General features: G+C 70.3%; 21 protein-coding genes. 12 read left to right on the top strand and 9 right to left on the bottom strand.

What is annotated here, in order from left to right; translation table 11 throughout:
• Positions 1 to 5: 5 nt before the first annotated feature.
• On the bottom strand, positions 6 to 779 hold the full coding sequence (locus G4G93_RS10155; RefSeq protein WP_165083706.1) for a Crp/Fnr family transcriptional regulator: 774 nt from the start codon (positions 777 to 779) through the stop codon (positions 6 to 8).
• A 212-nt stretch (positions 780 to 991) separates the two neighbouring features.
• Between G4G93_RS10155 and G4G93_RS10150 the strand changes: the two genes are divergently transcribed.
• Positions 992 to 1249: a DUF6894 family protein gene (locus tag G4G93_RS10150; protein ID WP_165083704.1), complete on the top strand. Its 258-nt coding sequence runs from the start codon at positions 992 to 994 to the stop codon at positions 1247 to 1249.
• A 337-nt stretch (positions 1250 to 1586) separates the two neighbouring features.
• Here the strand turns inward: G4G93_RS10150 and G4G93_RS10145 are convergent, their stop codons facing one another.
• Complete coding sequence (locus G4G93_RS10145; protein WP_165083702.1) at positions 1587 to 2729, bottom strand: NADH:flavin oxidoreductase/NADH oxidase; 1143 nt, start codon at positions 2727 to 2729, stop codon at positions 1587 to 1589.
• A 147-nt stretch (positions 2730 to 2876) separates the two neighbouring features.
• On the bottom strand, positions 2877 to 3785 hold the full coding sequence (locus G4G93_RS10140) for a LysR family transcriptional regulator (protein ID WP_165083700.1): 909 nt from the start codon (positions 3783 to 3785) through the stop codon (positions 2877 to 2879).
• 249 nt (positions 3786 to 4034) lie between these two features.
• On the opposite strand from G4G93_RS10140, the gene benA reads away from it, so the two are divergent.
• The 10 genes from benA to G4G93_RS10090 all read left to right on the top strand — a co-directional run bounded on the left by benA (position 4035) and on the right by G4G93_RS10090 (position 14919).
• Entirely contained in the window at positions 4035 to 5363 is a 1329-nt protein-coding gene (benA, locus tag G4G93_RS10135; RefSeq protein ID WP_165083698.1) for a benzoate 1,2-dioxygenase large subunit, read from the top strand.
• Positions 5364 to 5492: 129 nt separating this feature from the next.
• A complete protein-coding gene (benB, locus tag G4G93_RS10130) occupies positions 5493 to 5984 on the top strand; it encodes a benzoate 1,2-dioxygenase small subunit (protein ID WP_165083696.1) in 492 nt (163 codons plus the stop codon).
• A 22-nt stretch (positions 5985 to 6006) separates the two neighbouring features.
• A complete protein-coding gene (gene benC / locus G4G93_RS10125) occupies positions 6007 to 7020 on the top strand; it encodes a benzoate 1,2-dioxygenase electron transfer component BenC (RefSeq protein ID WP_165083773.1) in 1014 nt (337 codons plus the stop codon).
• Positions 7017 to 7826, top strand: a complete 810-nt coding sequence (locus G4G93_RS10120; RefSeq protein WP_395414266.1) for a 1,6-dihydroxycyclohexa-2,4-diene-1-carboxylate dehydrogenase — start codon at positions 7017 to 7019, stop codon at positions 7824 to 7826. The genes benC and G4G93_RS10120 overlap by 4 nt, the downstream gene beginning before the upstream one ends.
• Positions 7827 to 7871: 45 nt before the next feature.
• Positions 7872 to 8801, top strand: a complete 930-nt coding sequence (gene catA, locus G4G93_RS10115; RefSeq protein ID WP_395414485.1) for a catechol 1,2-dioxygenase — start codon at positions 7872 to 7874, stop codon at positions 8799 to 8801.
• A 241-nt stretch (positions 8802 to 9042) separates the two neighbouring features.
• Positions 9043 to 10212, top strand: a complete 1170-nt coding sequence (locus tag G4G93_RS10110; RefSeq protein ID WP_165083692.1) for a muconate/chloromuconate family cycloisomerase — start codon at positions 9043 to 9045, stop codon at positions 10210 to 10212.
• A 4-nt stretch (positions 10213 to 10216) separates the two neighbouring features.
• A complete protein-coding gene (gene catC, locus G4G93_RS10105; RefSeq protein ID WP_165083689.1) occupies positions 10217 to 10495 on the top strand; it encodes a muconolactone Delta-isomerase in 279 nt (92 codons plus the stop codon).
• A 287-nt stretch (positions 10496 to 10782) separates the two neighbouring features.
• On the top strand, positions 10783 to 12129 hold the full coding sequence (locus G4G93_RS10100) for an aromatic acid/H+ symport family MFS transporter (protein WP_165083686.1): 1347 nt from the start codon (positions 10783 to 10785) through the stop codon (positions 12127 to 12129).
• 138 nt (positions 12130 to 12267) lie between these two features.
• Positions 12268 to 13491 carry an FAD-dependent monooxygenase gene (locus G4G93_RS10095; RefSeq protein ID WP_246736650.1) on the top strand — a complete coding sequence of 408 codons (1224 nt, stop codon included), beginning with the start codon at positions 12268 to 12270 and terminating at the stop codon, positions 13489 to 13491.
• Positions 13492 to 13782: 291 nt separating this feature from the next.
• Complete coding sequence (locus G4G93_RS10090; RefSeq protein WP_165083682.1) at positions 13783 to 14919, top strand: glycosyl hydrolase 53 family protein; 1137 nt, start codon at positions 13783 to 13785, stop codon at positions 14917 to 14919.
• Positions 14920 to 15238: 319 nt separating this feature from the next.
• On the opposite strand, the gene G4G93_RS10085 is transcribed toward G4G93_RS10090, so the two are convergent.
• Positions 15239 to 16537 carry a hypothetical protein gene (locus tag G4G93_RS10085; RefSeq protein WP_165083679.1) on the bottom strand — a complete coding sequence of 433 codons (1299 nt, stop codon included), beginning with the start codon at positions 16535 to 16537 and terminating at the stop codon, positions 15239 to 15241.
• Positions 16538 to 17123: 586 nt separating this feature from the next.
• Here G4G93_RS10085 and G4G93_RS10080 point away from each other — a divergent pair.
• Entirely contained in the window at positions 17124 to 18497 is a 1374-nt protein-coding gene (locus G4G93_RS10080) for an MFS transporter (protein ID WP_206289663.1), read from the top strand.
• 19 nt (positions 18498 to 18516) lie between these two features.
• Here the strand turns inward: G4G93_RS10080 and G4G93_RS10075 are convergent, their stop codons facing one another.
• The 5 genes from G4G93_RS10075 to G4G93_RS10055 form a co-directional block, all read right to left on the bottom strand.
• Positions 18517 to 19275, bottom strand: coding sequence for an ABC transporter ATP-binding protein (locus G4G93_RS10075; protein WP_165083677.1), 759 nt, complete (start codon positions 19273 to 19275; stop codon positions 18517 to 18519).
• A gap of 10 nt (positions 19276 to 19285) precedes the next feature.
• Complete coding sequence (locus G4G93_RS10070) at positions 19286 to 20245, bottom strand: iron chelate uptake ABC transporter family permease subunit (protein WP_165083675.1); 960 nt, start codon at positions 20243 to 20245, stop codon at positions 19286 to 19288.
• Positions 20238 to 21185, bottom strand: coding sequence for an ABC transporter permease (locus G4G93_RS10065; RefSeq protein ID WP_165083654.1), 948 nt, complete (start codon positions 21183 to 21185; stop codon positions 20238 to 20240). The genes G4G93_RS10070 and G4G93_RS10065 overlap by 8 nt, the downstream gene beginning before the upstream one ends.
• Before the next feature lie 2 nt (positions 21186 to 21187).
• The gene (locus G4G93_RS10060) at positions 21188 to 22093 is read right to left on the bottom strand and encodes a siderophore ABC transporter substrate-binding protein (RefSeq protein ID WP_165083767.1); all 906 of its coding nucleotides are present in this window, start codon (positions 22091 to 22093) and stop codon (positions 21188 to 21190) included.
• 362 nt (positions 22094 to 22455) lie between these two features.
• Positions 22456 to 22971 carry a GNAT family N-acetyltransferase gene (locus G4G93_RS10055; protein WP_165083652.1) on the bottom strand — a complete coding sequence of 172 codons (516 nt, stop codon included), beginning with the start codon at positions 22969 to 22971 and terminating at the stop codon, positions 22456 to 22458.
• Position 22972 lies beyond the last annotated feature (1 nt).

Raw genomic sequence — 22972 nt, 5'->3', positions numbered from 1 at the left:
GCTCCTCAGAACGCCCGACGGCGGGTCGGGCTCAGCGCGACCGGCGGGGCCGACGGGCCGCACAGGGCGCCGAGCACGGTCTCGAAATGCCGCTTGACGGCACCGTGGCACTCGCAGGCCTTCGCCTCCAGCGCGGCGCGATTGCAGACGACGATGCGCCCGCGGCGGACCTGGATCAGGTCCTGCTGCTGCAGGCTCTTGAGCGTGCGGGTCAGGTAGGAGCGCTGGACCCCGAGCAGGTCGGCCAGCAGCTCGTGGGTGATCGGCAGCACCTCGCTGTCGAGCCGGTCCTGCAGGCCGAGGATCCAGCGGGCGCAGCGCTCCTCGATCGGGTGCAGGGCGTTGCAGGCCACCGCCTGGAGGACCTGCGCGAGGAGGCAATCCGCGTAGCGGGTGAACAGGTTGCGCAGGGCGGGGGAGGCGGCCTTCGTCTCCTGCAGGCGCTGCGTCTCCAGGCGCAGGACCGGCCCGGCGATCTGCACGACGGCGCGGCTGAAGGCCGGCAGCGAGCCCTGGCTGACCACGCCGCCGATCGCACCCTCGTGCCCGACCGTCGCCACCTCGACCGTGCGGCCGTCCCGCATGGCGATCACCAGGGCCGCCACGGTCGATCCGGTCGGAAAGGAGATGAACGAGACGTCCTCCCCGGCCTCGAACAGCACCTCGCCGCGCCGGCACTCCCGCGCCTCCAGGTGCGGCGCCAGGAGGGCGCGGTCCCGAGGCTGCAGGGCGCCGAGGAGGAGGTTGCCGATCAGGAGGGGGGCGTCGTCGGGGATCATCGGCCGCGGGGTTCGGGGGCGAGGCTTGCTCTCCCTCCTAGCGCAGCGCTTGCCGGGCTGTCTGTGCAATTGTGCACAAACGGCGGGATATTCGTCCGGCTGCATGGGGTTGCCGCAGGAAACCCACAATCGATCGCGGTCTCCTGCAACCTTCGCCCCGGTCGGGGTTTCCAGCCCCGGAGATGCCACGTCCCGCCCGGATCCCCTTCGCGATGCCCCGCTTCTTCATCGACTACCAGGATGGCGACCAATCCCTGCCGGACGACGACGGGGACGAGTATCCGAGCGTCGAGGCCGCCCGCGACGCGGCGATCGCGGCCCTGCCCGATATCGGCCGGGAGGCGCCCCCGCACGACGGCCGGCGCCGCTTCGCGGCCTATGTCCGCGACGAACGGGGGACGCGGCTCTGTACCGTCACGCTGAGCCTGGAGGCGACCTGCGACCCGGACCGTCAGGAACTCGACGGCTGATGCGAAGTCCGGACGATCCCTTCCGGACTGCGTCTCACCAGCCCGCGGGGGGGAGCCGGAGGCTCCACATGCTCGAGCGAAGCCGACGTCCGCACGGCGAACGCGATCGGCCAGCAATCGCCGAGCGACCGATCGGACGTCGCATGACCGGCTCGGACCCGGCCATGCCGGGGTACCGGCATCGCGGCAGGCCAGGGTCCGGCGGGAAGCTGTTCAGACTGCGCCGGCCCGGCCTGCCCGTCGCATGAGATCGCGGGGGCGATCCACTCTGCAACGCTTAATGCGATAGCACGGTGCTGCCGGTGAGGAAAAACCGGCAAGCCGAGACCGTTTGTCGTCACCGGGGTGGCGCCGGCGGCCAGCCGATGGCGTCGGGGCTGGCGCGGAAGTTGCGCAGCCACCACGCCCAGTCCTCCGGCACCAGGGAGAACGGGTCGGGGTGGCCGAGCTCCCGCGCCGCCCAGACCGGCCAGTGCGGGTTGGCGAGCGCCGGCCGCCCCAGGAAGACCAGATCGACGAGTTCGTCCCGGACGACCCGGTCGGCCTCGGCGGGGACGCCGAGATTCCAGCTCACGCCGACGGGCAGGCCGCATTCGCGCCGCACGCGGGCGCCGCGCTCGACCATGAAGGCGAGGTCCTTGAACGGCGGCGCGCGCATGTCGTCGGTGTTGAGCCCGACCGAGAGGTCGGCGAGGTCGAGCCCGCGCTCCTTCATCAGCCCGATGGCGGCGACGGACTCGTCGAACTGGACGCCCTCCGGGTGCAGGTCGTCGGAGCCGAGGCGCATCGTCAGCGGCAGCCGCTCCGGCCAGACCGCCCTGACGGCGTCGATCGCCTCGAGATGGAAGCGCACCCGGTTCTCGAGCGCGCCGCCATAGGCGTCCGTCCGCTTGTTCGCCAGCGGCGAGAAGAAGCTCGCGCCGAGATAGCCATGGGCGAAATGCAGTTCGAGCCACTCGAACCCCGCCGCGGCGGCGCGGCGCGCGGCCGCCGCGTAATCGGCATGGACCGCCCCGATCTCCGCCACCGACATCTCCTGCACCGGATGGGCGAAGCGGCCGCCATAGGGCAGGGCGGAGGGCCCGCGCACCTGCCAGCCCTGCGGGTGATCGGGGGCGTATTGCCGGCGCGGGTCGTCCCAGGGGCGGTTCTCGCTGCCCTTCCGCCCGGTATGGCCGAGCTGGATCGCCGGCACCGCGCCCATGTCCTTGACGAGGCGGTTGATGCGCGCCAGCCCCTCGATCTGCGCGTCGTCCCACAGGCCGGCGCAGGACGTGGACGTGCGCCCGTCGGGCTGGATCGCGATCTGCTCGGGAAAGACCAGCCCGAACCCGCCCGCGGCCCGCGAGCCGACCAGCATCAGGTGGAAATCCGTCACCGTGCCGTCCGGCGGCGAGCGGTACATCGTCATCGGCGACATGACGATGCGGTTGCGCAGGGTCACGTCCTTGAGGGTGAACGGGCTGAACAGATCGGGCATCGTCCCTCCGGACGGGATGGAGTGGGGCGCCGGACCTCGGCCCTCTCCCGAGATGGCGCGGGGCGCGGCCGTCCGACAGGGGCGCGAATGCCGGCGGAGGCTCCGCCGCGGCTGCCCGGCCGTCACATCTCGGCGAGGGCGGGGGCCTCACACGCCGAACCGCAATCCCTCCCGCTGATAATCCTCCTTCACGCATTGCAGGATCAGGCCGATCTCCGGGGAGGGGTCGTTCTTGCGGTAGCTCATGATGACCGGGATCAGCGCCCGGTCCTCGTCGAGGGGCCGGTAGGCGACGCCGTCGCGGCGCAGGCGCTCGATCGAGGCGGGGACCACGCAGAGACCGGCTTCCGCCGCCACGAGGCCGAGCGCGGTCTGGAGCTCGCGCACCTCGTGGATCACCGGCGGACGCACGCCGTGCTCGCGAAAGAGCGCCAGGATGCGGTCGGCGTTGTTGGGCCGCGCGCTCTTCGGGTAGAGGATCAGCGCCGTGTCGGCGAGGTCGTGCAGCTTCAGCGGGCCCGGCGGGCGCTCGGAATCCCAGGCCATCGGCACGGCTACGATCAATTTCTCATTGCGCAAGAGGACGCGTTCGATCGCCGGGTCCTCGATCTCGACCCGGCCGAAGCCGACATCGATCCGGCCCTCCTTCAGCGCCGCGATCTGTTCGAGCGTCAGGAGCTCGAGCAGGGTCAGGTCGACGTCCGGGCGCTTCATCCGGTAGCCGCGCAGGATCTCCGGCAGGCGGCCGTACAGGGTCGAGGCGACGAAGCCGACCCGGAAGCTGTTGCGCTCGGCGACGCGCAGGCGCCGGCCGGTCTCGCGCAGGTCGTCGACCCGCTCCAGGATCTGGAGCGCCTGCTCGTAGATCACCCGGCCCGGCTCGGTCAGCCGCACCGGCCGCGAGCCGCGCTCGATCAGCTCCAGGCCGAACTCCTCCTCGAATTGCTGCACCTGCTTGCTCAGGGCCGGCTGGGCGACGTGCATTGCCTCCGCCGCACGGGTGAAGCTCTGCGCGCGGGCGACGGCCACGAAGTAGCGCAGGTGGCGCAGCTCCAATCATTCCTCCCCAATCATTCCTGCCAGGAATGGTTTTGTTCCCAATCGGTCTTGGACCTCGTTATGCCGCTTCCTTAGAACTGAAAAAAGAGGAAACGCTCAGGGCGCGAGCGGGGCCCGGGACGAGACTCTCCCGAGACCACGCCACCCTGCGCAAGACGAGAGCACGATCCGATCCGGCCCGCCCAGCGCGTGGACCGGCAACGATCCCTCTCGTCCCGAAACAGCCGGCGCGGCAGGGAGAAGATCATGCTGGAAGATCTGCATCACGTCGTCGAGACCGCGGTCGAGGAGAACCCGGAGACCGGCGTGTACCGGTGCCGGCGCGACATCTTCACCGATCCCGATATCTTCGAATTGGAGATGCAGCACATCTTCGAGGGTAACTGGATCTACATGGCCCATGAGAGCCAGATCCCGAACCCGAACGACTACTTCACCACCTTCATGGGCCGCCAGCCGGTGGTCATCACCCGCAGCCGCAAGGGCGAGTTGCAGGCCTTCGTCAATGCCTGCAGCCATCGCGGCGCGATGGTGTGCCGGCACAAGCGCGGCAACAAGGCGACCTTCACCTGCCCGTTCCACGGCTGGACCTTCAGCAACGGCGGCAAGCTCCTGAAGGTCAAGGATCCGGAGAATGCCGGCTATCCCGAGAGCTTCAACCGCGACGGCTCGCACGACCTGACCAAGGTGGCGCGGTTCGAGAACTATCGCGGCTTCCTGTTCGGCAGCCTCAACCCCGACGTGAAGCCGCTGACCGAGCATCTCGGCGAGGCGACGCGGATCATCGACATGATCGTCGACCAGTCGCCGGACGGGCTCGAGGTCCTGCGCGGCTCCTCCACCTACGTCTTCGACGGCAACTGGAAGCTCCAGACCGAGAACGGCGCCGACGGCTACCATGTCAGCGCGACGCACTGGAACTACGCCGCCACCACCAGCCGGCGCAAGGAATCGCACGTCGTCGACAAGACCCGCGCCATGGATGCGGGCGGCTGGGCCAAGCAAGGCGGCGGCTTCTACTCGTTCGAGCACGGCCACCTCCTGCTCTGGACCACCTGGGCCAACCCGGAGGACCGGCCGAACTGGGACCGTCGCGGCGAGCTGGCGGAGCAGCACGGGCAGGCGATGGCCGACTGGATGATCAACCGGTCGCGCAATCTCTGCCTCTACCCGAACGTCTACCTGATGGACCAGTTCTCGTCGCAGATCCGGACCTACCGGCCGATCGCCGTCGATAAGACCGAGGTGACGATCTACTGCATCGCCCCGAAGGGCGAGGCGCCGGAGGCCCGGGCCCGGCGCATCCGCCAGTACGAGGATTTCTTCAACGCCAGCGGCATGGCGACCCCGGACGACCTCGAAGAGTTCCGCGCCTGCCAGATCGGCTATCGCGGCCGCGCGGCGCAGTGGAACGACCTCTGCCGCGGCGCCAAGCACTGGATCGAGGGGGCGGACGAGGGCGCGCGGGCGATCGGGCTGAAGCCGCTGCTGAGCGGCGCCAAGACCGAGGACGAGGGCCTGTTCGCGATCCAGCACCGCTACTGGATGGACACGATGCGGCGGCACCTGCCGTAGCGCGCCGGCCCCCGAACCCTCCCCGCAGAGAGAGGAGGGTTCGGAAGCCTGACTCACGAACCGGAACACCCGCGGCGCCGCTCCCACCGGGACGCCGAGCGCCCCCGCACGCCCTCAAGGAGCCCTTCGATGCCCCTCACCCTGGAGCAGGTGCAGCAATTCCTCTACCGCGAGGCCCGCTTCCTCGACGACCGCGACTTCGACGCGTGGCTCGCGCTCTACGCTTCCGACGTCGAGTTCTGGATGCCGTCCTGGGACGACGACGACCAGCTCGTCACCGATCCGCAGACCGACGTCTCGCTGATCTACTACGACAGCCGCAGCGGCCTGGAGGACCGGGTCTTCCGCATCCGCACCGAGCGGTCCAGCGCCACCAGCCTGCCGGAGCCGCGCACCTCGCACAACATCTCGAACGTCGAGATCCTGGAGCAGGACGAGGCGAGGTGCAAGCTCCGCTTCAACTGGCTCACCTTCAACTACCGCTACAAGACGGTGGATACGCATTTCGGCACGTCGTTCTACACCCTCGATACCAGTGGCGAGGCTCCGCTGATCAAGGCCAAGAAGGTCATCCTCAAGAACGACTACATCCACCACGTCATCGACGTCTATCATATCTGAGGAGGGCGCCGTGAACATTGCAATGCACACCGTCGCGCTCAACTTCGAGGACGGGGTCACCCGGTTCATCGCCTGCCGGCCGGGCGAGACGGTGGCGGACGCCTCCTACCGCCTCGGCATCAACATCCCGCTCGACTGCCGGGACGGCGCCTGCGGCACCTGCCGGGTCCATTGCGAATCCGGCCGGTTCGATCCGGGCAGCTACATCGAGGATGCGCTGACCGACGAGGAAGCGGCCCAAGGCTACGGCCTCGCCTGCCAGATGCGGCCGGCAACCGATCTGGTCCTGGCGGTGGCGGCCTCCTCGGAGGTGTGCAAGACGAAGGCCGCCGCCCTCAAGGGCCGGGTCGCGGCCGTGCGGCGGCTGTCCGACACCACCTTCGGGCTCTCGGTGGAGACCGAGGAGCCGGTCGGCTTCCTGCCGGGGCAGTACGTCAACATCGCGGTGCCGGGGAGCGGCCAGGCGCGGTCGTACTCGTTCAGCTCGGTCCCGGGCAGCACTCAGGCCGAGTTCCTGATCCGCAACATCCCGGGCGGGCTGATGAGCACGTTCCTCGCCGAGCAGGCGGAGGAAGGCGCGGCCCTCGACCTGACCGGCCCCTCGGGCAGCTTCTATCTCCGTGAGATCCGTCGCCCGGTCCTGATGCTCGCCGGCGGCACCGGCCTCGCCCCGTTCCTGTCGATGCTCGGCAAGGTGGCGGAGACCGGCACCGACCAGCCGATCCACCTCGTCTACGGCGTCACCCACGATGCCGACCTCGTCGAGACCGAGGCGCTGGAAGAGGCCGCGGGCAAGATCCCGGGCTTCAGCTTCGAGACCTGCGTCGCCTCGCCCGAGAGCCGGCACGCGAAGAGGGGCTACGTCACCGAGCATCTGGCCGACGCCCACCTGCATGGCGGCGCGATCGACACCTATCTCTGCGGCCCGCCCGCGATGGTGGATGCGGTCCGCAAGACCTTCGCCGAGCGGGGATTGAGCCCCGCGAGCTTCCACTACGAGAAGTTCGCCCCGAGCGGCGTCGGGGGTGGGGCATGAACGACCGCGGCATGAGCGGCTTCGTCTCGCCCGGCCGCTTCGCCGGCAAGGTCGCGGTGGTGACCGGCGCCGCGCAAGGCATCGGCCGCGAGGTCTCCTTACGGCTCGCCCGGGAGGGCGCCGCCCTCCTCCTCACCGACCGCTCGGAGATCGTCGAGGAGACTGCGGCCGAGGCGCGCGACCTGGGGGCGAAAGCCGCGGTCCAGCTCGCCGACGTCGAGGCCTTCGATGGCTGCGAGAGCGTGATGGCGGCGGCGGTCGCGCGGTTCGGCCGGCTCGACGTGCTGGTCAACAATGTCGGCGGCTCGATCTGGTTCAAGCCGTTCGCCCATTACGCCCCGCACGAGGTCGAGGCCGAGATCCGGCGCTCGCTGTTCCCGACCCTGTGGTGCTGCCGGGCGGCCCTGCCGCACATGCTGGCGAACGGGGGCGGGAGCATCGTCAACGTGTCGTCGGTGGCGACGCGGGGCGTCAACCGCGTGCCTTACGCCGCCGCCAAGGGCGGGGTGAACGCGCTCACCACCTGTCTGGCGGTCGAATATGCCGAGCACGGCATCCGGGTGAACGCGGTGGCGCCCGGCGGCACCGAGGCGCCGCCCCGGCGCATCGCCCGCAACCCGACCCCGCCGAGCGACCGGGAGCGCGCCTGGATCGCCGAGGTGGTGGCCCAGACCAAGGCGTCGAGCCTGATGCACCGCTACGGCACCGCCGCCGAGCAGGCCGCCGCCATCCTGTTCCTCGCCTCCGACGAGGCCTCCTACGTCACCGGCACCGTCCTGCCGGTGGCCGGCGGCGACCTCGGCTGACCCGTCCCCCCAACCAAGCAAGAGAGGAAACGCCCGATGACCACGATGACCCCGAAGATCGCCGAGTCCGCCGAGGCCCAAGCCCTGTTCGACAAGGTCGCGGGTCTCTCGACCGAGGCCGGCCACCCGCGCATCAAGCAGATCGTGCGCCGCGTCGTCGAGGATGCCTGCCGGATCGTCGAGGATCTCGACGTGACCCCGAGCGAGTTCTGGACCGCGATGAGCTACCTGACCGAGACCGGCCAGAAGAACGAGTTCGGCCTGCTGATGCCGGGCCTCGGGATCGAGCACTTCATCGACCTGTGCATCGACGCCAAGGAGCGGGCGGCCGGGATCGAGGGCGGCACGCCGCGCACCATCGAGGGCCCGCTCTACGTCGCCGGGGCGCCGCTGGCGAAGGGCGAGGCGCGCCTCGACGACGACCCGGAGGACGGCGAGGTGCTGATCGTCGAGGGCCAGGTGACCGGGAAGGAGGGCGCGCCGGTGGCGGGCGCCATCGTGGATGTCTGGCACGCCAACACGCTCGGCAACTACTCGGTCTTCGACAGGAGCCAGAGCACCTGGAACCTGCGCCGGCGCATCGAGACCGATGAACAAGGCCGCTACCGCTTCCGCAGCATCCTGCCGAAGGGCTACGGCTGCCCGCCTGAAGGACAGACCCAGAAGCTGCTGGACCAGCTCGGCCGCCACGGCCAGCGCCCGGCCCATATCCACTTCTTCGTCTCCGGCCCCGGCCACCGGCAGCTGACGACGCAGATCAACCTCTCGGACGATCCCTACCTGCACGACGACTTCGCCTTCGCCACCCGCGACGGGCTGATCGCCGAGGTGGTGCCGGTGACCGATCCGGCGGCGATCGCGGCGGCGGGGCTGGACGGGCCGTTCTCGACCATCCGCTTCGACTTCGCGCTCAACCCGGAGGTGGCGCATGCCCCCGACCCGGTGGTGGTGCGGTCGCACGCCGAAGCCGCGTAAAGCGCGACGCCCGAACCCTTCCCCCTCTGCCGGGGAGGGGGCCCCACAGAGTGGGGCGGGAGAGGGGACGCCGCTTCCGGAACGGTCCGCGACCGTTCTGACAGGCGCCCCCTGGATCAGCGTCGCGCTGCCCCTCTCCCGACCCCCGCTGACGCGGGGGCCACCCTCCCCCGCAGAGGGGGGAGGGTTGGGATCGTGCAAACCTTGCCCCGCCCCATCCCACACATCCCCGAGACCCCCCATGCTCGCGAAGACCCAGCGGCACGACGCCGTGCGCCACACCCCCGCCCGAGACCTCGCGGTCGCCGAGATCCGCACCACGATCGTCGACGTGCCCACCGTGCGGAAGCACAAGCTCTCCCAGACCTCGGTCACTGCGCAGAGCTACGTCATCGTGCAGTTGCGCCTCGCCAACGGCGTCGAGGGCATCGGCGAGGCGGCGACGCTCGGCGGGCCGCGCTGGAGCGAGGAGAGCGTCGAGGGCATCAAGGCCACCATCGACGCCTACCTCGCCCCCGCCCTGATCGGGCAGGAGGCCGACCGCTTCGTCGCCGCCGGCGAGCGCCTGGACGCGGCGGCCAAGCGCAACAACGCCGCCAAGGCGGCACTGGAGACCGCCCTGTTCGACGCGGTCGGCCGGACCCTCGGCCTGCCGGTGGCCGCCCTGCTCGGGGGCGCGGTGCGCACCAGCTTCCCGGTCCTCTGGACCCTCGCCTCCGGCGACCCCGACCAGGAGATCGCGGAAGCCGAGGCGAAGCTGGCGGCGCGGCTGCATCGCACCTTCAAGATCAAGATCGGCGCGCAGGCGCCGGAGGCCGACCTCGTCCGGCTGGCCCGCCTGTCGAAGGCGCTCGCCGACCGCGCCACCCTGATCGTCGATGCCAATCAGGCCTGGGACGAGACCACGGCGCGCCGCTGCCTGCCGCGTCTCGCCGATCTCGGCATCGCCCTCGTCGAGCAGCCGCTGCCGGCCTGGAACGTCGCCGGGATGGGCCGCCTGCGCGCTCAGGGTCGCGTGCCGCCGCTGCTCGCCGACGAATGCGTGTTCACCTCCCACGACATGATGGGCGTCGCGCAAGCCGCCGCCGCGGATGCGGTCTCGCTCAAGCTCGTCAAGCATGGCGGTCTGGTGGGTCTGCGCAAGGTCGCGGCGGTGGCGGAGGCCGCCGGCATCGGGCTCTATGGCGGCTGCCTGCTGGAGAGCTCGGTCGGCGCCGCGGCGCATCTGCACGCCTTCGCGGGACTGCGGGAGCTGGCCTGGGGCTGCGAGCATTTCGGGCCGCAGATCCTCACCGGCGACCTCGTCACCGAGCCGCTCGCCTTCCACGACTTCGCGGTGCACCTGCCCGAGGGCCCCGGCCTCGGCGTGACCCTCGATTCCGACAAGCTGCGCCACTACGCAAGGAGCTGATCCCATGCTGTACTGCGTCGAGATGGACGTCGCGATCCCGCACGGCCTCGATCCCGACTACGTCGCCAGGCTGAAGGCCGACGAGAAGGCCAAGGCCCAGGATCTCCAACGCCAGGGCAAGTGGCGTCACCTGTGGCGGGTCGCGGGTCGCTACGCCAATATCAGCGTGTTCGACGTCGAGAGCCACGACGAGCTGCACGACATCCTGTCCGGCCTGCCGCTGTTCCCGTTCATGACGATGCGGGTGACCCCGCTCGCACGCCACCCCTCGGCGCTCGACTGACCGAAGAGCGGCAGGGGTCGAGCCAACCCCGCCTGTCCCATCCTTCCCGTCATCCCGGGGCTCGGCGAAGCCGAGAACCCGGGATCCGTCACCACCGACAGTTCAGAACAAGTCGGAACGCGCATCGCCTCGTCCTGCATCGGCAGCGGTGATGGATTCCGGGTTCCGCTGCGCGGCCCCGGGATGACGAAGACGATGTGAGTCCCGTCGAGTTCGTCGGCCGCCCTATCCGCCGTCCGGCGCAAGACCAAGACATCTCAAAACATCATCCAGGAGGAACCGACGCCATGCCCAATCCACGCAGCATCGACGTCCAGGACGTCATCAACCGCCACGGGGTCTCCCGCTTCCAGATGCGGATCGTGCTCCTGTGCTTCCTCGTCGTCGCCATCGACGGGTTCGACACGGCGGCGATCGGCTACATCGCCCCGGCGCTCCGGAGCCAGTGGGGCGTGACCCAGGCCCAGCTGGCGCCGCTCTTCGGGGCCGGGCTGTTCGGCCTGATGATCGGCGCCTTCCTGTTCGGGCCGCTCGCCGACCGGGTCGGCCGTAAGGGCACGCTGATCGTCACCACGGCATTCTTCGGGCTCGCCAGCCTCGCCTCGGCCTGGTCGACCTCGATCGAGATGCTGACGATCCTGCGCTTCGTCACAGGCCTCGGCCTCGGCGGCGCGATGCCGAACGCCATCACGCTGACCTCGGAATACTGCCCCGAGCATCGCCGCTCGTTCCTCACCATGGCGATGTTCTGCGGCTTCACCGTCGGCTCGGCGCTCGGCGGCTTCGCGGCGGCGCACCTGATCGCCGATTTCGGCTGGCCCTCGGTGCTGGTGATCGGCGGCGTGCTGCCCCTCGTGCTGGTGCCGGTCCTGATCCTCGGCCTGCCGGAATCGGCCCGCTTCCTCGTGCTCAAGCAGGCCCCGGCCGAAAGCGTCGCGAAGCTCCTGCGCCGCATCGCCCCCGCGGAGGATTTTTCCGGCGCGGTCTTCACCGGCATCGCCAAGCCGAAGGGCTCGCCGATCGGCCAGCTGTTCCAGCCCGGCCTGATCGCCGGCACGCTGTGCCTGTGGCTCACCTTCTTCATGAGCCTCTTGATCTTCTACCTGCTGTCGAGCTGGCTCCCGACCATCATCAGCAGCGCCGGCCTCACCCTCAAGGAAGCCTCCCTCGTCACCGTGATGCTCGCCACCGGCGGCACGGTCGGCGGGCTGGTGCTCGGGGCGCTGATGGACCGGGCGAACCCGCACGTGGTGCTGGGCCTGTCCTATCTCGCGGCGGCCGGCTTCGTGGCGCTGATCGGCAGTTCCACCGGCTCGGTGCCCCTGCTGGTCGTGGCGGTGTTCGGCGCCGGCTTCTGCGTTGCCGGTTCGCAGATCGGCATCAACGCCTTGTCGGCGAGCTACTACCCGACCGCCAACCGCGCCACCGGCGTCGCCTGGGCCAACGCGGTCGGCCGCGTCGGCTCGGTCGCGGGCTCGATGATCGGCGCGTCGCTGATCGGGCTCGGCCTCGGGCTCCCGGCAACCTTCGGGATCGTGGCGGTGCCGGCGCTGATCGCCGCGGCCAGCATCACGCTCAAGGGCCGGCTCGGCACCCCGGCGACCCGCCTCGCCCCGGCGCTCCAGAGCACCTGACCGCCCGCCCCGCGCCGCCCGGCGCGGGGTTCCCGCCCCTGCGAGCCACCCGGGCGATCCGACATGCCATCGACATCCTCATCCAATTCTTCTTCCTCCACCAAGTCTTCTTCGTCTCAAAAATCTTCCGGCAAGGACTTGCGCATCGCCGTGATCGGCGGCGGCATCGGCGGGCTGACCCTCGGCCTCGCCCTGCGCCGCCACGGCTTGCGCGCCGCCATCTACGAGCAGGCGGCGGAGCTCGCCGAGATCGGCGCCGCCGTGGCGCTCTCGGCCAACGCGACCCGCGAACTCGAGCGCCTCGGCCTCGGCGCGGCTCTGGCGGCGGTCTCGACCGAGCCGACCGAGCTGATTTTTCGCGATGGGCGCAGCGGCGCCCGGGTCGCCGCCCACCCGGTCCGCGACGGCGGCGCCTATCGGGGGCGGTTCGGGGCGCCGTATTACGGCGTACACCGGGCCGATTTGCAGAAGGTGCTGAGCGGGGGGCTCGCCGGCGAGGGCCTGCATCTCGGCCATCGCCTCACCGGTCTCGATCAGCGCGGCGACGTGATGGCGCTCACCTTCGCGAACGGCGTCGAGATCGAGGCCGACCTCGTGATCGGCGGCGACGGCGTGCGCTCGCAGGTGCGACGCTGGATCACCGGCGGCGAGGCCGTGCGCTATTCCGGCACCAGCGCCTTCCGGGGCGTGGTGCCGATGGGCCTGCTGCCGTCGCTCCCCGACCCGCAGGCGATCCAGTTCTGGATGGGGCCGGACGCGCATCTCCTGCACTACGCCATCGGCGGCGAGGCGGATTCCGTCAACTTCTTCGCCGTCGTCGAGGGACCGGAGACCTGGACCTCGGAGCGCTGGCTCACGGGCATCCGCGAGGGCGAGCACCTGGCGGGCTTTTCCGGCTGGCATCCGGCGGTGATCGAGATGATCGACGCCCTGCCCCAGACCCAGCGCTGGGGCCTGTTCGTCACCGATCCTCTCAGGCGCTGGCACCGCGGCCGGGCGGTGCTGATGGGCGACAGCGCCCACGCGATGCTGCCCCATCACGGCCAGGGCGCCAACACCACGATCGAGGATGCCGTGACCCTGGCCGAACTCCTGTCCGGATTCTCGGCCGCGAGCGGCACCCGCGACCTGGACGGGATGATGCGGCACTACCAGGACCTGCGGCAGCAGCGCACCCGCACGATCCAGCGCAGCGCCTGGGCGACGAACCGTCTGCTGCACCTCGCCGACTCCGTCGGCGCCGCGATGCTGGCGCAGCGCGACGCCCGGATGGCCCGCTTCCCCGAGGATTTCAGCTGGATCCACGCCTTCGACGCGCAGGCGGCCGCCCGTGAGGCGGAGGGGGATGCCCGGGCGGCGTGAGGGCGCCGACGCCGCCGGCTCCGAGGTCGCGTTCCCGCGTCCCGCTGCGATCGGGTGCAACTCCCGGGCGTCGGCCCCGCCGCATTCTCGTCGGCACACGCTATCCTTCGCCGGATGGTACTCTAGTTGTGCCGGTCCATCAGGCGGCGTCGCGCGTCATGACCTGCGGCGGCGGAGCCTCGCTCCGCACGCCTGAGCGACGCCGGAATCCGCAGTGCGAAAGCGATCCGACAGGATCGCCGGCTGCCATCAGCCGGATTTCGCAGGACGCCTCGGAAGACGGGAGGACCGATGAGAGATCGTGATCGATGGTGCCGGCCCGCCGGAGCGTGGCGCGCTCTTCTCGTCGCGGGCCTGCTGCTTGCGAGCCCGGCGGTGCAGGCCGGGAGCGGGATCGTCGGCGTCAACGTCACCAACCCGCAATGGCTCGACCGCGCCACGCAGGACGCCGTCATCCAGCAACTGGTACGCTCCGGCGTGACGACCATTCGCATCCCGCTCCTGCCGCCGAGCCAGGGGGCGAACCATGAGCCATCGATCGATCTCATCAAGCGCTTCAGCGCCGCAGGCCTCCGGATCACCCTCAACCTCTATCCGGTCTTCCGCGCCGACCTGCCGCCGCGGCCCGCTCACCCGAAGCCGCACGGCCTCTGGGCCGCCCACGGGTATTCGGCCATCGACCTCCCGGAAACCCGGGCCTTCACCCAGTCAGTCCTGCAGGAACTCGACCGGCAGGCCATCAAGCTCGCCGCCATCGAGGTCGCGAACGAGATCAACTGGACGCAGTTCAACGGCGATTTCCAGGTTCCGGGCCGCGGCCGGATCATCAGCCTCGACGAGTTGCAGCACGATGCCCGCGTCCGCGACATCGCACGCGGCTTCCAGGCCTATATCGGGGCGCTGCGTGAGATAAAGGCCGTTCGGGCGCTCCTCACCGTCAATCGGACGACGCCGATCATCTCGGCCGGGCTGTCCGATCCCGGAACTGTCGGCCCCAATACCGGATCGGACCTCGACGTCGTGAGTCCGGTTGCGACCATCCAGTACCTGAAGTCGCTGGGCCTCGACGACCTCGTCGATGGTTACGGCATCCACACCTATGACATCGCCGGCGTCGAATCCGCCGACCATGCCGACCGCCTGGTGCGCCGGACCTTCTCGTTCTGCGGGGGCGAGGGGGGAAAGCCGTGCTGGCTCACCGAATGGGGGGTGGATACGCAGACGGCGACCTGCCCTCCCGACGACCGCCGCCGGGTCGCGATCGTGAACAACTGGCGCACGTTCATGCGCGAGCTTCACCGGACAGGGAAGCTCCAGGCCTCGTTCTATTATACCTGGTCGGTCCCCAACGATAAGATCAGTCTTTTCCAGTGCGACCAGCTGACGAAGAGTGGAGCCATCGCGATTGCGCCGGACGTGCTGAATTAGAGCAGCTGCCGTTCAGCTGGCAAAGGCTTCGCTCGGTTGAGCGTGGTCACGCCATGGTGCGCGCTGAGATATGGCCGTCGCATTTTTCGTCTGAGCGACACTTGCTCCCGTCGATGCGGCGGAGCAGTCCGCACCGAGTATCGCCGCCCTCTCTCTCGCACCGCCCGCGGCTCTCGGAGAATTCAGGCGACGGCATCGTTTCGTGGCGCCCCGGAGCGCCGCCCGATGGCATGCGATCGAGCCGGCTCGCGTCGTCGCGGATGACGATGCCGGCCGCCCGCGGCGCGTCGAGGACCGCAACCCCGAGGCGCCGCGCTCGTCACAAGCCGTGCCGCGCCCAGAAGTCGGCGAGCGAGCCGAGATCGATGGCGACGCCGCGACGGTTCTTGACCGTCTGGATGTATCGCTTGCCCACGTAGCCCGCCGCCACGAGCCAGATCCGGCCCTCCTGGCTCTCGGCGCCGATCTGGGCATCGACCTCGCTGAGGAACCGCGGATACTGGCAGACCGGTTCGTCCGAGCCTTCGCCGCGGGTGAAGTTCCGGCTGTCTCCGGGCACCACAAAGGCGTGATCCACGGTGGCGCCTCCGGCGCGAAGGACGTCGGCGAGGCCGGCCTGGCTCGTGATGACCCCGAGCGGGCGCCCCGTCGCGATCAGGTCGCGGTAGAACGACGTCTCATGCAGCGTGAGGTTCATGCTGTTCGAGGTGAAACGCTTGCTGGCCGGCCCCGCCCTGCCATCCAGCAGTCGATAGACGTTCACCGAGGACGCGATCCCCCGCGTGCTGAGGAATCCCTGCTCCTGGTCGAGGCGGGCTTTGGGGGGAATGCCGATCAGGTCGTGGCCGGAGAACCCGGTCTGCAGATCGATCGAGAAGCGGAAGAAATCCTCGGAATGGATCAGCTGGTCGGTGCCGAACCAGTCGCGCAGGAACTCGACCCGGTGCCCGCGATACATCGCGGCGTAGCGGCCTTCGTCGTAGTCGTTGAACGACAACCACGCCCCTTCGCCGTCGCCGAGGCGAACGAACGAGAAGGGCCGTCCCTGGGCCACCGCCTGGAGGATGTGCTGGCGCACGGCCTCGGCCTCCAGGTAGAGCCCGTCATCGACGAAGCGCTCGAGGGTGTCCCGCGCGCCTTGCAGCGGATAGGCCTCGCAATAGTCGATGAACTGACCGATCCGCTCGAGGAGGCTGCGACGATCCGGGTCGGTCTCGTGCGAGGTCAGCAACAGGCGGCGAGCCGCTCCCGTCTGCCCTGCGATCGACAGGGCTCGGGCGACCAGCGAGCGGTATTCCACGTTCGAGGGCTGGAGCTGCATGGCTCGGCGTCCGAGCTGCGCGGTCCTGCCGAGATCTCCGATCATCGCGTAGTTCATCGCCGCCTGGTAATAGGCGAGATCGCTCAGCGGGTACTTGGCTCGGATCCTCTCGAGGATGGTCAGAGCCTCGTGGTGACGTCCAGCATGCCGGAGATGGATGGATATATTAAGTGCTTGGATCTCACCGTCGATCTCGACCGTCTGCATGTCACGATCGAGGTCCTGGCGACTCTGGATCCAGGAGCGATCCTTGCTGAGCAATTCGTCGAGATGGGTTGCTGTGTTGTCCGGCGCCACGACTGCCGTTCTCCTCCCCGGTTGGCCGAGGTCGTATCCGCAAACGTCGGGCGGCGCAACCTGCGAGACGTGAATGGCTTCAGATCATCGTCATAACTATGGTCCTACGCGACGAATAAATTCAAATCTCGTTAGAGTTTGGATAGTTATCATGTGAAGTAATTTTAATTTTTATCCTATGATTTTGCACGTATATTCGTGATGCCGCTCCCTCGATTCGGGCGAGCCGCGAGATGCGGGCTTGCCCGGCAGGCGGCCGCGCCGGTCCCGATGCCGGTCGGGGCGAGGCGTCCCTTCCGGCGGAGACCCCGCGGCCCCGGCAGCCTCCCGGCGATCGGGATGACTGTCGTCGACGCCGCGGATCGGAATCCGCCGGGGCGCGAGCGGGCCGGCCTCCCGGCGGCTGGGTCGCGGCCGGGTCATGGAGGCGTTTCTGTGGGCCGCCGGGCATGGCCGTGCAGGACGGCCGTGCAGATTCGTCATCGCCGCCCCGCGGAGCACCGCGTCCAAACCGCTTGCCAACCGCGCCGCCGGGACACATCCAGGGCGGGTGTCACACCTTGCCCCGCCTCCTCCCGCCGCCGCCATGACGCAATCCGACCCGCCCTCACGCGAGGGCCTGCCGCCGGCGCAACGCCGGCAGGCGATGGCGGCGGTGCTCGCCGGCGTGGCCCTCGCCACGCTCGACACCGCCATCGCCAACACGGCGTTGCCGACCATCGCGGCCGATCTCGGCGTCGATCCGGCCGACTCGGTCTGGATCGTCAACGCCTACCAACTCGCCGTGGTGGCGACGCTGCTGCCGGTCGCGGCGCTCGGCGAGATCGTCGGGCAGCGGCGGGTCTACCTCGCCGGCCTCGCCCTGTTCACCGTGGCCTCGCTCGTCTGTGCGCTGGCCTGGTCGCTGCCGGCGCTCGTCGCCGCGCGCATCCTGCAGGGGTTGGGCGCGAGCGCCCTGATGGCGGTCAACGTCGCGCTGATCCGCTTCATCTACCCGACGAGCCAGCTCGGGCGGGGCCTCGGGCTCAACGCCTTCGTGGTCGGCATCGGCTTCGCGCTCGGGCCGACCGTCGCCTCGCTGATCCTGGTGGCGGCGTCCTGGCCGTGGCTCTTCGCCGTCAACCTGCCGATCGGGCTGGCGGCCCTGGCGCTCGCCCGGCGCGCCCTGCCCGAGACGCCGCGTGCCGGCCACGCCTTCGACCGGGTCGGCGCCGTCCTCAATGCCGGCACCTTCGCGCTTCTCGTGCTCGGCCTCGGCGAGGCGGCCCATGCCGGCCCGCTCTGGCGGGTGCTGGCGGAATTCGCCGGCGCGCTCGCCTGCGGCGTCGCCCTCCTGCGCCGCCAGGCCGGCCACCCGGCGCCGATGCTCGCCGTCGACCTGCTCAAGCGACCGCTCTTCGCGTTGTCGGCCGCGACGGCGGTCTGCTCCTTCGCCGCGCAGGGCCTCGCCTTCGTGTCGCTGCCGTTCCTGTTCCAGCACGATCTCGGGCGCTCGCAGGTCGAGACCGGCTTCCTGATGACGCCGTGGCCGGTGGTGGTCGCCCTGATGGCACCGGTCGCCGGCCGCCTGTCGGACCGATACCCGCCGAGCGTGCTCGGCGGGATCGGCCTCGCCATCCTGGCGCTCGGCATGGGCCTCCTCGCCGCCCTGCCGCCCGAGCCGAGCGTCGTCGGGCTCGCCTGGCGGATGGCGCTCTGCGGGGCCGGCTTCGGCTTCTTCCAGGCGCCGAACCTGCGCGCCATCATGACGAGCGCCCCGCCCTCGCGCGCGGGCGGGGCGAGCGGGATCGTGGCGACGGCCCGGCTCCTGGGCCAGACCGCCGGCGCGGCCCTGGTGGCGGCCTGCTTCGCGGTCGCCGCCGCGAGCGGCCCGGCCGTGGCGCTCGGGCTCGGCGCGGCGTTCGCGGGCATCGCCAGCGTGGTCAGCCTGTCGCGGCTGGCGGTGCGGGGGGCGGCGTGACCGCCGGCTTTGCCGGCGCTCAGCGGTAGAAGAACACCGTCCGGTAGCCCTTCACCACCACCACCTCGACGTCGATCCCGTAGACCGCGCGCAGGACCTCCGGGGTCACGATCTCCTCCGGCGGGCCGATCGCCACCACCTTGCCGTCGCGCATCGCCACGATCCGGTCGGAGTAGCAGGAGGCGAAGTTGATGTCGTGGAGCACGGCGACGATCGTGCGGCCGCGCTCGTCCACCGCCCGGCGCAGCAGGCCCATCATGGCGGCGGCGTGGCGCATGTCGAGGTTGTTCAGCGGCTCGTCGAGCAGGATGCAGTCGGTGTCCTGCGCCAGCACCATGGCGATGTAGGCGCGCTGGCGTTGCCCGCCCGAGACCTCGTCGAGGAAGCGGTCGGCCAGCGGCTCGAGGTCGAGGAAGGCGAGCGCGTCGGCGATGTGGCCGCGATCGGCCGCATTCAGCCGGCCCTTGGAATGGGGATAGCGCCCGAAGGCGACGAGGTCGCGGATCGTCACGCGCGCCGCGACGCCGTTGTCCTGGCGCAGGATGCCGAGGCGGCGCGCCAGCACGTCGCCCGGGGTCGTCGCCACGTCGAGTCCGTCGACGAAGGCCCGGCCGGCGCTCATCGGCAGGAGCCGGCTCACCATCGACAGGAGGCTCGACTTGCCGGCGCCGTTCGCCCCGATCACCGAGACGAAGGCGCGCTCCGGCAGGCGCAACGACACGCCGTCCACCACGACGGTGTCGCCGTAGCGGCGCGTGAGGTCCTGGGTTTCGATCATCGCGTGTCGCTCATCGGGGGCGTCGCGCCAGGAGGACGAGGAGGGTGAGGCCGCCCAGGAACTCGATCACGATCGACAGGGCGGCGTTGAGCGAGAAGACCCGCTCCAGCACCAGTTGCCCGCCGACCAGGGTGATCGCCGCGACGAGGGCGGCGGCCGGCAGCACGACGGCGTGGCGGTAGGTCGGGATCATCCGGTAGGCGAGGTGGGCGACGAGGAGGCCGAGGAAGGTCACCGGCCCGACGAGCGCCGTCGAGACCGAGACCAGCAGCGCCACGAGGACCAGCGCCTGGGTCAGGGTGCGGCGGTGATCGACCCCGAGGGCGATGGCGGCGTCGCGCCCGAGCAGCAGCACGTCGAGCCGGGGAAGGAGCCGCCACGTCGCGAGGCCGGCGGCCAGCACCAGGAGGGCGGCGAGCGCCAGAAGATCCGGGCGGACGGCGTTGAAGTTGGCGAAGAAGCTCGTCTGCAGCACGACGAACTGGTTCGGATCGAGCATCCGCTGCAGGAACTGCGACAGGCTGCGAAACAGCACCCCGCCGATCACTCCGACGAGCAGCAGGCGATGCAGGCCGCCCGCGTTCCGGGCCAGCAGCCAGCGGTAGAGCAGGAGCGCGAACAGCACCATCGCGCCGGTCTCGGCGAGGAAGCGCAGGCGCGGATCGCCGAACCCCCCGGTCCCGATCCCGACGACGAGGCCGGTCTGGATCAGGCGGTAGAGCTCGTCGAAGCCCATGATCGCCGGCGTCAGGATGCGGTTGCCCGACACGGTCTGGAACAGGACCGTCGCGGTGGCGACGGCGCAGCCGACCAGCAGCAGCGAGGCGAGCTTGGTGCCGCGGAAGGGCAGCACGAAGCCCCAGCGGCCGTTGGCCCCGATCGTCATGAAGGCGATGGCGACGGCGACGAGCGCGACAGCGAGGAGGGCCAGGACGTGGACCGACCTCATCCCGGAATGGGCGCTATGCATGGCCGGCGTCCCGGCGCAGCAGCAGGACCAGGAACAGGGCGCTGCCGACGACCCCCATCACGGTGCCGACCGGGATCTCGTAAGGGTAGCGGACCACCCGCCCGAGCACGTCGCAGGCCAGCAGCATCCCGGCGCCCGCGGCTGCCACGAGCGGCAGGGTGCGGCGCAGGTTGTCGCCGGCGGCGAGCGCGACGAGGTTCGGCACGACGAGGCCGAGGAACGGGACCGTGCCGACGGTCGCGATGGTGACGGCGGTGATCATCGCCACGATCGCGACCGACACGGCCACGACGCCGCGATAATCGAGCCCGAGATTGACCGCCGCGTCGCGGCCCAAGCCCGCGATGGTGATGCGGTCGGCCAGAGCATAGGCGAGGACGGTCAGGACCGCGGCGAGCCACAGAAGCTCGTAGCGCCCGCGCAGGACCGTCGAGAAGTCGCCCGCCTGCCAGGTGCCGAGGAATTGCAGCATGTCGGTGCGGATGGCGATGAAGGTCGAGGCCGCCCCGACCACCCCGCCGAGCATGATCCCAACGAGGGGCACCGTCAGCCGTGCCCGCAGCGGCATGGCGCGCAGCACCCGCAGGAACAGGGCGGTGCCGGCGAGCGCCGTCGCGGCCGCCGCCAGCATCTTGACGACGACCGGCGCGTCGGGGGCCAGCAGCGTGACCAGCAGCATGCCGAGCGTCGCGGATTCGGCGGTGCCGGCGGTCGAGGGCTCGACGAAGCGGTTCTGGACGACGAGCTGCAGGATGACGCCCGCCACCGCCAGGCCGGCGCCGGCGAGGATCAGCGCCAGCGTGCGCGGCACCCGGCTCGCCAGCAGGATCCCGGCCCCGGCGAGGTCGCCGACGCCGACGAGGAGGCTCGCCGCGGCGAGGGCCAAGAGTGCCAAGAGCGCGAGGCCGGCGAGGGCGGTGCGCCGAAGCGGAAATCCCATCGTCAGCGCGCGCCGTCGAGGGCGGCGGCGATCTGGTCGACGACCGTCTCGAGCGACCGCAGGCCGCCGGCGGCGAGGTACCAGCTCGCCGCATCGACGTAGACCACCCGGCCCTCACGCCAAGCCTTGGTCTGCCGCACCAGCTCGTTGTCGAGGAGCTGGCGCGCCGGCTGGCCGCGGGCGCCGATCGCCGCGTCCCGGTCGAGCACGAACAGCCAGTCGGGATCGGTCTTGGCGATGAACTCGAACGAGACCGGCTGGCCGTGGATGCCGGCATCGAGGTCCGGCGCCGCCGGCCGGAAGCCGAGGGCGCCGTGGAGGAGGCCGAAGCGCGAGCCGCGGCCGAAGGCGCTGAGGCGTCCCCCGGTCGAGAGGACGAACAGGGCGGTGCCGGCCTTCCCGGCCTTGTCGTGGATCGTCGCGATGGTGCTCTCGATCCGGGCGATCCGCGCCTCGGCCTCGGCCTCCTTGCCGAACAGGCGGGCGAGCGTGCGGATGTTGCGCAATTCGCTGCCGAGGGGATCGGCGGGGTCGCTCGACAGGTCGATGGTCGGGGCCAGCCTCGACAAGGCCGCGTAGCGCGGGCCCGAGCGGCCGCCGACCACGATCAGGTCGGGCCCGGCTTCGTTCAGCGCCTCGTAGTCGGGCTCCCACAGCGTGCCCATCCGGCGGTAGCGGGAAGCGTCGTATTGCGCGAGGGAGGGGGGCTTGGCCCCGCCCGGCACCCCGAGGACCGGGATTCCGAGGGCGTCGAGCGTGTCGAGGGCGGCGAGGTCGAAGACGACGATCTTTTTCGGGGGAGCCGGCAGGACCGTCTGGCCGCTGGCGTGCCGGACGGTGATCTCGGCGGCGGCGAGGGGGGCGGCGAGGAGGGCCAGGAATAAGGTCGCGATCGGGACCCTGAGCATCCTGAGTAACGGCAAGACGGATCTCCTGGTGGGCCGATGTTCGATTGCGAAAACAGAGGTGGCAGACCCGATCCTGGACACCCTGCGCGGCATGACTGCCCACAGGAAGGGCATCGGCGGCATCGGCAGTCGCAAGATTTCTCGCAAGCCACGCCCCTGTCCCGGACGACTGAAACGACGTGGAAGGAGATCCGGGATCCGTCCATTAAACTTCGCGAAGCGGCCGTGCGTCGGCGACGTTGCAGCGATGGAGCCGCTTCGCGGCACTTTCCGTGCCGGATCCCGGATCTCCTTGCGCCGACGCTCCCGTCGTCCGGGACAGGGGCGTGGCTCGCAAGACGCCGCCCCGGCACTCGGCCCCGTCACCGCACGCCCCCCGGCCGCAGCCGCGCCATGCAGTGCACGTCCGCGAACGCGCCGTTGCGGAAGCTCGCGGCCCGATGCGTGCCCTCGATCTCGAACCCGAACCGCCGGTAGAGCGCGATCGCCCGGGCATTGTCGACGAACACCGTCATCTCGATCCGGGTGACGTTGAGCCAGTTGTCGGCGGTGTCGATGATCGCAGAGAGCAGCGTCGCGCCGATGCCGCGCCCGGCGAAACCGTCGTTCACGCCGATCCAGAACTCGGCCGCGTGGGCGCGCCGGCCGTAGAACGGGCGCAGGGCCGCGGCGCCGACCGCCCGGCCCTCGGCTTCGGCCACGAGATGCAGGTCGCGCGGCGAGCGCGGCGTCGCCCAGTCCCTGACCGCCTCGAAGGATTCGTAGGGGAGCGCCAGGGTCCCGTCGCGGAAGGACCGCTGGTTGTACATCTCGTACAGGTCCGTCACGTCGGAGTCGCGCATGGCGCGCAAGGTCACGTTCAATCCGATCGCTTGCATG

Origin of the sequence: Methylobacterium sp. DB0501, from assembly GCF_011043735.1 — a bacterium.
In the GTDB taxonomy this organism is placed as follows: Bacteria; Pseudomonadota; Alphaproteobacteria; order Rhizobiales; family Beijerinckiaceae; genus Methylobacterium; species Methylobacterium alsaeris.
This window is presented reverse-complemented; position numbering and strand designations above follow the sequence as displayed.

Bases quoted from the DNA above. Each gene is read 5' to 3' on its own strand.
- G4G93_RS10145 (WP_165083702.1), bottom strand. From the start codon at position 2,729: ATGCCCGATCTGTTCAGCCCGTTCACCCTCAAGGACGTGACCCTGCGC.
- G4G93_RS10055 (WP_165083652.1), bottom strand. From the start codon at position 22,971: ATGCAAGCGATCGGATTGAACGTGACCTTGCGCGCCATGCGCGACTCC.
- G4G93_RS10120 (WP_395414266.1), top strand. From the start codon at position 7,017: ATGAACGACCGCGGCATGAGCGGCTTCGTCTCGCCCGGCCGCTTCGCC.
- benB (WP_165083696.1), top strand. From the start codon at position 5,493: ATGCCCCTCACCCTGGAGCAGGTGCAGCAATTCCTCTACCGCGAGGCC.
- G4G93_RS10070 (WP_165083675.1), bottom strand. From the start codon at position 20,245: ATGCATAGCGCCCATTCCGGGATGAGGTCGGTCCACGTCCTGGCCCTC.
- benA (WP_165083698.1), top strand. From the start codon at position 4,035: ATGCTGGAAGATCTGCATCACGTCGTCGAGACCGCGGTCGAGGAGAAC.
- benC (WP_165083773.1), top strand. From the start codon at position 6,007: ATGCACACCGTCGCGCTCAACTTCGAGGACGGGGTCACCCGGTTCATC.
- G4G93_RS10065 (WP_165083654.1), bottom strand. From the start codon at position 21,185: ATGGGATTTCCGCTTCGGCGCACCGCCCTCGCCGGCCTCGCGCTCTTG.
- G4G93_RS10155 (WP_165083706.1), bottom strand. From the start codon at position 779: ATGATCCCCGACGACGCCCCCCTCCTGATCGGCAACCTCCTCCTCGGC.
- catC (WP_165083689.1), top strand. From the start codon at position 10,217: ATGCTGTACTGCGTCGAGATGGACGTCGCGATCCCGCACGGCCTCGAT.
- G4G93_RS10100 (WP_165083686.1), top strand. From the start codon at position 10,783: ATGCCCAATCCACGCAGCATCGACGTCCAGGACGTCATCAACCGCCAC.
- G4G93_RS10080 (WP_206289663.1), top strand. From the start codon at position 17,124: ATGACGCAATCCGACCCGCCCTCACGCGAGGGCCTGCCGCCGGCGCAA.
- G4G93_RS10110 (WP_165083692.1), top strand. From the start codon at position 9,043: ATGCTCGCGAAGACCCAGCGGCACGACGCCGTGCGCCACACCCCCGCC.
- G4G93_RS10090 (WP_165083682.1), top strand. From the start codon at position 13,783: ATGAGAGATCGTGATCGATGGTGCCGGCCCGCCGGAGCGTGGCGCGCT.
- G4G93_RS10060 (WP_165083767.1), bottom strand. From the start codon at position 22,093: ATGCTCAGGGTCCCGATCGCGACCTTATTCCTGGCCCTCCTCGCCGCC.
- G4G93_RS10075 (WP_165083677.1), bottom strand. From the start codon at position 19,275: ATGATCGAAACCCAGGACCTCACGCGCCGCTACGGCGACACCGTCGTG.
- catA (WP_395414485.1), top strand. From the start codon at position 7,872: ATGACCCCGAAGATCGCCGAGTCCGCCGAGGCCCAAGCCCTGTTCGAC.
- G4G93_RS10150 (WP_165083704.1), top strand. From the start codon at position 992: ATGCCCCGCTTCTTCATCGACTACCAGGATGGCGACCAATCCCTGCCG.